An 8,272-nucleotide genomic window follows, 5' to 3' on the forward strand; every position below is an offset into this window, starting at 1 on the left:
ATGAGCTATCAGGTTCTTGCCCGTAAGTGGCGACCGCAAACCTTTCATCAACTCGTGGGTCAAGACCATGTCAAACAAGCATTGGTTAATGCCTTAAACGAGCAGCGTTTGCACCACGCTTACTTGTTCACCGGCACTCGCGGTGTGGGCAAGACCACTATAGCCCGTATTTTTGCCAAAAGCCTGAACTGTGAGCAGGGTATCTCGGCACAGCCATGTGGTCAGTGTAGTACTTGTCTAGACATTGAAGCCGGTAAATACATTGATCTTATTGAGATCGATGCGGCATCGCGGACCAAGGTTGAAGACACCCGAGAGATTCTAGATAACGTGCAATATGCGCCGACTCGCGGGCAGTTCAAGGTTTACCTCATTGATGAAGTGCACATGCTTTCCAAGCACAGCTTTAATGCGCTGTTAAAAACATTGGAAGAGCCACCTGAGCACGTTAAGTTTCTGCTAGCGACTACCGATCCGCAAAAATTGCCTGTAACCATTTTATCTCGTTGTTTACAGTTCAATTTAAGTGCGCTGTCGGTGCAACAGATCAGTACTCAGTTAGCGCATGTGCTCAGCCAAGAGCAACTCGATTTTGAACAGCCTGCCTTAGCGGTGTTGGCTAAGGCTGCCGATGGCAGTATGCGAGATGCACTGAGTTTAACCGATCAAGCTATTGCGCAAACCAATGGGCAGTTGCACGAGGGGCCCATTAAAGACATGCTCGGGCTGATGGATGTGCGCTATGCCCAGCAATTGCTCAGTGCGGTATTGCTCGGTGATGGCGATGAGCTGATCCAGCAAATTCGCAATTTAGCACAACACAACCCGAATTATATTGCCGTACTTGATGACCTTTTGAACCTTACACACAGTGTGCAATTAACTCAGCTAGTGCCCAGTGCAGCGCTACTAAACGACCGTGACAGTGATTATATTACTGAGGTAGCAAATACTGCTGATACGCAACATATCCACTTGATTTATCAATTGTTGTTAGCGGGTAAGCGGGACCTACAATGGGCTAGCTCTGCGCAAGTAGGTTTTGAGATGTTAATGCTACGCCTGCTCGCTTTTGAACCACAGTATGGCACTTCGACCTCTTCGACCACATCGACGGCTCAACAGACGCCGTCTCGTGGTTATAATGAAGAAAAAACTGCGAACCTGCGGGCAATGCTAGCGCGTAACAAGGCTGGGCTAGAAAATACTGCTCAGCCTCAGCCTCAGCCTCAGCCTCAGCCTCAGGAGCCACGCGCGGTGGAGCAGCAAAGTACTTCTGCCTCTGAACCGCAACGCGCAGAACCCGCCACGGGCACCGAACCTGCGCCAGCGCAATCCGTTGCAAATGGTGGCGATAATCAGGGGACAAACGCAGCAAATTCCCAATATGAAGCTGACTCTCAAGATGATCAGCATCATGAAGCGATGGCCGCGCAGCAGTTTGAGCAAGTGATGCAGCAGGCGCATGAACAAGGTTATCAACCCCACACAGAGAATGCGCAAACAGCAATGGCCAGCGAGCAGGGCGCAGAAGTAGCCGCCAATGCAGGTGCTGAGCCAGGCCCTGCGCCCGCTTCACCAACGCAGCAGTTAGACCAACTGCAAGATGAGGCGCAGTCTGCCATTGCGCGTATCTTAAAAAACCGTAAATTGGGAACGGCGAGCAGGCCCGCGCAAGAGGATGATAGTGCAAAAAAGGCCGAGGCCCGAACTAAACGGGCCACCGCCGTAAGCACTGCGAGCCAAGAAACGGCTAATGCCGCTGCGCCAGTAAAAACCAAAGCGCAGCGGCAACAATCGCCAGCACAGCGGTTAATGGATAAACACCAGCCTGATCCGCAAAAATTGGCTCCTGAGCTAGTGGAGCAACTAGAAGCGCCGGCTACACCGCGTAAAGAGTCTCAGCAAGAGCAAGTCGCTATCGCCGCACCTGAAGGCTTTGAAAGCAGTGTAAGTGATGTCAAATTTGCGCACCAACAGGATGACTGGGCACATATTATTGAATCTATGGGTCTCGGTGGGCGTATTAGGCAGTTTGCTTTGCATAGTCGCTATCAAAAACAGGGCACAGAGCTGACGTTGCATGTAGAGCAAAGCCAGCGTCATCTAGACAGCAGTGCGTTACGTGAGCGCTTACAACAAGGGTTAGCTGAGCACTTTAAAGAACCATTGAACGTGCAGATTGAATTTGTCGATGAATTGCAACAAACACCGTTTTTAATTCAGCAAAGTATTGACGGCCAGCGCTATCAACAGGCGGTTGCTGCGGTGAAAGCAGATGAACACGTGCAGCAGCTGATGACGCAATTTTCAGCAATCTTGGACGAAAACTCGGTTCAAGCATTGTAATTTACGGCTGTTGGCCTTATCTTTGCCAGCAGAGCGATTTTTAACGAGAGAGAGCACTATGTTTAAAGGCGGAATGGGCAATATGATGAAGCAAGCGCAGCAAATGCAAGAGCGCATGCAAAAGGCCCAAGAAGAAATTGCCAATTTAGAAGTGACCGGTGAAGCCGGTGCGGGCTTAGTTAAAGTGACCATGTTAGGTAGCCACAATGTACGCCGCGTGGAAATCGATGAAAGCCTAATGGAAGATGACAAAGACATGATTGAAGACTTGCTTGCAGCCGCGTGCAATGACGCTGTGCGTCGCGTAGCAGACGAAAGTCAAAAACGTATGTCTGAAGTAACCGGTGGGATGAACTTACCCCCAGGCATGAAAATGCCGTTCTAAATCTGCATCTAGATTTATGTGTTTAGCCCCGCTTTATAGCGGGGTTTTTTATTTCTTTAAGATAGCAAACACAGAGGCTCTAAAGGACTGCTCCACTCAACTACAAAGGAAGAGGGAGCCGCTGTCATGAATGATATATTGGTGGTCGAAGATCAGGAATTTGATTTTCGTATTATTAAAGCCATATTGGAAGAAAAGCACCACTCACTGACTCACGCTACATCTGCTGAGCACGCGTTGGTTGAAATTCATCGCCATTTACCGGCACTTATTCTGATGGACATAGAAATGCCCGGTATGAATGGGTTAGAGCTCTGCCGGCAGCTTAAGCACGATGAGTACAGCGCCCATGTGCCTATCATTTTTATTAGTTCATACTCTGATCGCCAACATATTGATGATGCCTTTGCCGCCGGTGGCGTCGACTACATTGTTAAGCCCTTTAATAAAACTGAAGTACAACAACGGGTCAGTACCTACCTTATGCTGATAGAGGCAACGCATCGACAACAGCAGATAAGCACGCTCAAAGATATTCTTTTGATGACCTCAGGGCTGGCACATGAACTCAATACGCCACTCGGAAATTGTCTAACAGCGAGTGGGTCGCTAGAGATGCAGAGTCAAACACTGCATCAAGCACTGAATAAAAAATCCCTAACCGCCAAAGCGTTAGATTCTGGCTTGCAGAAAATCGACCATGCCAACACCTTGCTGATGCGCAATTTGCTGAAAACCAGTGAAATGGTGGGTGAGTTTCAAACTATGTTTAATGACTACAGCACCCCAGACGGTGAAGCGATTAATATTCATGATATGGCATTAATGTTATTCGAGCCCTTCACTTACCAAAGTTACCCCTTCCGGCTTTCGTTTGATGTGCAAGGACAGCTGCATATGGATCACGGCAGCAATACCATACAGCGGGTCCTGTTGGAGTTAATGGCCAATAGCTGCAAACATGCTCAGTTAGAGCCGGGTGACAATTTAGAAGTTGTGCTCAAGCTAGAGCAAAGGGGTCAATATGCGCAACTTATCTATGAAGATAACGCAGCGGAATTATCAGCCGAGCAAGCGGCGCAAATATTGTCACCCTTTTACACCACAGCACGAGCTAATGGAGCATTAGGGCTTGGGGGTACCCGTATTGCCCAAGGCATTACCCTGGTGCTTAATGGCTCTATTGAAGTACAGGCGCTGCGCCCGCGTGGTGTGCGTTTTAGTATACACGTGCCGCTACAGAACCAATCTGGTTCACCTAATCGCTTGCAAGCAGGGGCGCGTTACTAAAAGCCCTTGAGCCTAAGTGTTGAAGCGCTTTATACTGGGGCTTTAGCGCCAAGGTCAATGTCTGCCTTGTGCTCTCGCCAACGCTTGTGGCTAGGCCACCGGTGTATTCATGACCTCTGTGGTACTTGGGATCCGTTATGCAATTATCTCCAAAATTAACGCAACTTGTTGACGCTTTACGCTGCCTACCGGGCATTGGCCCGAAATCAGCGCAGCGCATCGCTTTTCATTTATTAGAGCGAGACCGAGAAGGGGGGGCACAATTAGGGCAAGCCTTAAACCAAGCGATGCAAGACATTGGTCACTGCCAAAGCTGTCGCACCTTTACTGAGCAAGATATATGCGAGTTATGTAGCAATATAAAGCGCCAAGATTCGGGCTTGTTATGTATAGTGGAATCACCTAGTGACGTCTTGGCGGTTGAACAAACAGGGCACTATCAAGGCTTATACTTCGTATTAATGGGTCATCTTTCGCCACTCGATGGTATTGGCCCGAATGAAATTGGCCTAGACGTGTTAGAGCAAAAGCTTGCCCAAGGCAGCATCAATGAAGTGATATTAGCGACCAACCCGACAGTTGAAGGCGAAACCACGGCTCATTATATTGCCCAGTTGTGTAAACAGTACAATGTCGGTGCGTCGCGCATCGCCCATGGCGTGCCCGTTGGAGGCGAGCTTGACTTAGTCGATGGTATGACATTATCTCATGCCTTCAACGGTCGTAAACAAGTGCAATATGAAAGCTGACTTTTAGAGAAGTCTGTTTACTTACAAAAAAGCGCCGTTAGGCGTTTTTTTTATGCGTACGCTCTTGAATCCGAGATGCAATACCCCATATACAGAGCATATCTGCTTCCCAGACATGCTGGGATTGTTTGCTAACGGAGAGAGAAATGACAGCAACATCAGAAAAAGAAACGCTCGGCTTTCAAACCGAAGTAAAGCAACTGCTTAACTTAATGATCCACTCTTTGTATTCCAACAAAGAGATTTTCCTACGTGAGTTGGTTTCTAATGCGTCAGATGCGGCAGACAAGCTGCGTTTCTTGGCGTTAGAAAATGACAGTTTGTATGAAGGCGATGCCGACTTAAAAGTGCGTATTAGCGCCGACAAAGATAAAAAAACGGTCACCATCAGCGATAACGGCATAGGCATGAACCGCGATGAAGTGGTGAGTGCATTGGGCACGATTGCCAAATCGGGTACTGCTGAGTTTTTCCAAAACCTTACCGGAGATAAAGCTAAAGACTCGCAACTTATTGGTCAATTCGGCGTGGGTTTCTACTCGGCCTTTATTGTTGCCGACGAAGTGACTGTGCGCACGCGTAAGGCCGGCGAAAGCCAGGCTGTTGAATGGCAGTCAAAAGGCGAGGGTGAGTACACACTAGCAAATATTGACAAGCCGAGTCGAGGCACTGAGATTATTTTACATCTGCGCGATGATGAAACAGAGTTCCTTGATGACTTCCGTCTACGCGGTATCGTGACTAAATACTCAGACCATATTTCGATTCCGGTGGAAATGTATCGCGAGCCAGTGCCTGAATCTGAAGGCCCTGACGGTGAGAAAATTGAAGCCAAGCCCGGTGAGTGGGAAGCTATTAACAAAGCTGAAGCTTTATGGACACGTGATAAATCTGAAATCAGTGATGAAGAATACCAAGAATTCTACAAGCATGTAGGCCACGATTGGGAAGAGCCACTGACATGGGCGCACAATAAAGTAGAAGGTAAAACTGAATACACTAGCCTGCTTTATATTCCTAAGCGTGCACCGTTTGATTTGTATAATCGCGACCGCCAAAACGGCTTAAAACTCTATGTGCAACGCGTCTTTATCATGGATGACGCAGAGCAGTTTATGCCTGGCTACTTACGCTTTGTAAAAGGTTTGCTTGATTCCAATGATTTACCATTGAACGTGTCTCGTGAAATTTTACAAGACAATAAAGTGACCCAGGCGATCCGCAAAGGCTGTACCTCGCGGGTATTAAAAATGCTTGACCGCATGGGCAAAAACAAGCCTGAGCAGTACCAGACTTTCTGGAATGAGTTTGGTGGGGTGATTAAAGAAGGCCCAGCTGAAGATATGGCTAACAAAGAAGCCATTGCCAAGCTGCTGCGCTTTGCTTCAACGCACAGCGATGAAGCAACTCAAAATGTATCACTAGAGCAATACATTGAGCGCATGGATGAAGGCCAAGATAAGATTTACTACGTTGTGGCTGATAGCTTTGAAGCGGCGAAAAACTCACCGCATTTGGAGATTTTCCGTAAAAAAGGCATCGAAGTATTACTGCTGAGCGATCGTGTTGACGAGTGGATGATGAGCCACCTCACTGAGTTCCAGGAAAAGCAGTTCCAGTCGATTACTCGTGGCGATCTTGACTTAGGTGACTTGGACGACGAAGAAAGTAAAAAAGCGCAAGAAGAGTCGGAGAAAGAAGTAGCAGGACTTTTAGATCGCATCAAAGAAGTGCTTAGCGATAAAGTTAAAGAAGTGCGCTTCACTCACCGCTTAACGGACTCGCCAGCCTGTGTTGTTGCCGATGAGAACGACATGAGCTCGCAAATGATCAAGTTGATGGAATCAGTTGGGCAGCAAGCGCCAGAAACCAAGCCGGTGTTCGAGCTTAACCCTGAGCACCAACTTGTGAAACATTTAAATGATGAGCAAGACGAAGATAAGTTCAAGCAGTGGTCAGAAGTACTGCTTGACCAAGCACTATTGGCTGAGCGCGGCAGCTTGAAAGACCCAGCTGGCTTTGTTAGTCGACTGAATAAACTCATGCTTGATTTAAACAAGTAAACAGTTCCCAACCGAAAGGCCCGAGCAATAGCTCGGGTTTTTTTATTGATAAATTCATAAAAAACGGAAGGTTAGGGGTTTTCAACCGAGTTAAAAGAACATAGAATAACGTCGTGTCTTGGGGCTATAGCTCAGCTGGGAGAGCGCTTGCATGGCATGCAAGAGGTCGGCGGTTCGATCCCGCCTAGCTCCACCAATCACTTCTTTTACTTACCAATACATTGATCCTCTTTATTTTTAGTTGCGAATATCTGATCTTACCGTTTAGATGAACAGGTTTAGACTTTATCTGACTGGCAGCTATGAGCGAAAAATAGACGTTCTCTAGCTAGCCTTGGCAGTGCTATCCTAATGCCAGCAAGAATGTAGCTCCAGCTAATACGTTCCTTTCAAAGCTTGCCATCTACCAAGACTCTAAAGTGGTCAACATGATTGGTTTTGTATAGCTCTAACCTAGGTAGTCGTTACAGCCTTATCGTAATCGGTAATTTCAATCCCTCTACGTAGCTTGGGAATGCGCTGAACTGCAGTATCACTTTGTTCGCATTGTGCCGAGGCGACGTTTACTTTATTGTATAATTTACGGTAATTTTTTAGTCTTATTAGTGTGCCTATATATACTCAGCCTCCTACCTTGCAAGGTCTCGCTAATAAGTTGTTAGGTTTCACTGTTAAGAAAGGAGTCGCTATGAGAAACTTTATTCTATTCATTTTTTGTGTTGCTATTACTGGGTGCGCAAGTACTGATAATGGAGTTAGTTTTTCGGGAGGTTCATATGAATACATTGAGCCAACAGGACCCAATATTGCCTATTTACACCTAGAAACAGAGCAAAAAACAGATGGTTTTGGTTTCGCACCTTACCCTCATACTGCAATTATTTACGAACAATGCACCGGTGAAGGTGAAGACATTTCGTTTGGGTATGTAGGTGACGTAAAGGTATCTACAGAACTAAAATTAGGAAATCCTGCCACTGTAAAAGTAAAGTCTAACAAACCAATTTTTTTAGCTTTCGGCTTAATACACCCAGTGAATGGCTATGAATGCACATCAAAATATATATTCACACCAGAATCTGATAAAACATACTCATTTATTAACTCTGTAAGTTGGTCTGCTTGCCCAACTAAGACAGGGGTTATATTGAACCAAGATCAGACTGAACCTATTGAAGGGCTGCAAACGCTAGATAAGGCAACACACATGCAGCTGACACTAAAAGGTGTAAATACCAATAGAACGAGATGTAAAACCTAACAAGCCATTGCAGTGACGGGACTTTTAACAGTTGGCTTTCCTCACTGCGTTCGTTATTTTAGCCAACTATTAAAAGCCTCTGAATGGGGCGTTATATTTTGGTCTTCCCCATCAAAAGTAGACAGGTTATTACGCAAACTGTTGTTCATACTCCAGCGGGCTGAGGTAGCCTAAC

6 protein-coding genes and 1 tRNA gene are annotated in these 8,272 nt (G+C 46.6%); all 7 read left to right on the forward strand.

Annotation, left to right across the window (positions count from 1 at the left end):
* The 7 genes from dnaX to EXT46_RS04690 all read left to right on the forward strand — a co-directional run bounded on the left by dnaX (position 1) and on the right by EXT46_RS04690 (position 8,097).
* Positions 1-2,349: a DNA polymerase III subunit gamma/tau gene (dnaX, locus tag EXT46_RS04660; RefSeq protein ID WP_130145494.1), complete on the forward strand. Its 2,349-nt coding sequence runs from the start codon at positions 1-3 to the stop codon at positions 2,347-2,349.
* Between the two features lie 58 nt (positions 2,350-2,407).
* On the forward strand, positions 2,408-2,734 hold the full coding sequence (locus EXT46_RS04665; protein WP_022944023.1) for a YbaB/EbfC family nucleoid-associated protein: 327 nt from the start codon (positions 2,408-2,410) through the stop codon (positions 2,732-2,734).
* 126 nt (positions 2,735-2,860) lie between these two features.
* Positions 2,861-4,024, forward strand: coding sequence for a hybrid sensor histidine kinase/response regulator (locus tag EXT46_RS04670; RefSeq protein ID WP_130145496.1), 1,164 nt, complete (start codon positions 2,861-2,863; stop codon positions 4,022-4,024).
* Positions 4,025-4,161: 137 nt separating this feature from the next.
* Positions 4,162-4,773, forward strand: a complete 612-nt coding sequence (gene recR, locus EXT46_RS04675) for a recombination mediator RecR (protein ID WP_022944025.1) — start codon at positions 4,162-4,164, stop codon at positions 4,771-4,773.
* Between the two features lie 146 nt (positions 4,774-4,919).
* Positions 4,920-6,836 (forward strand): molecular chaperone HtpG, encoded by a 1,917-nt coding sequence (gene htpG / locus EXT46_RS04680; protein ID WP_130145498.1) that lies wholly within the window; start codon positions 4,920-4,922, stop codon positions 6,834-6,836.
* Positions 6,837-6,956: 120 nt separating this feature from the next.
* Positions 6,957-7,032: transfer RNA gene (locus tag EXT46_RS04685), tRNA-Ala, on the forward strand.
* A 492-nt stretch (positions 7,033-7,524) separates the two neighbouring features.
* On the forward strand, positions 7,525-8,097 hold the full coding sequence (locus tag EXT46_RS04690; RefSeq protein ID WP_130145500.1) for a hypothetical protein: 573 nt from the start codon (positions 7,525-7,527) through the stop codon (positions 8,095-8,097).
* Positions 8,098-8,272: the final 175 nt, after the last annotated feature.

This window comes from Pseudoalteromonas sp. CO325X (genome assembly GCF_004208955.1).
Taxonomy (GTDB): Bacteria; Pseudomonadota; Gammaproteobacteria; order Enterobacterales; family Alteromonadaceae; genus Pseudoalteromonas; species Pseudoalteromonas ruthenica.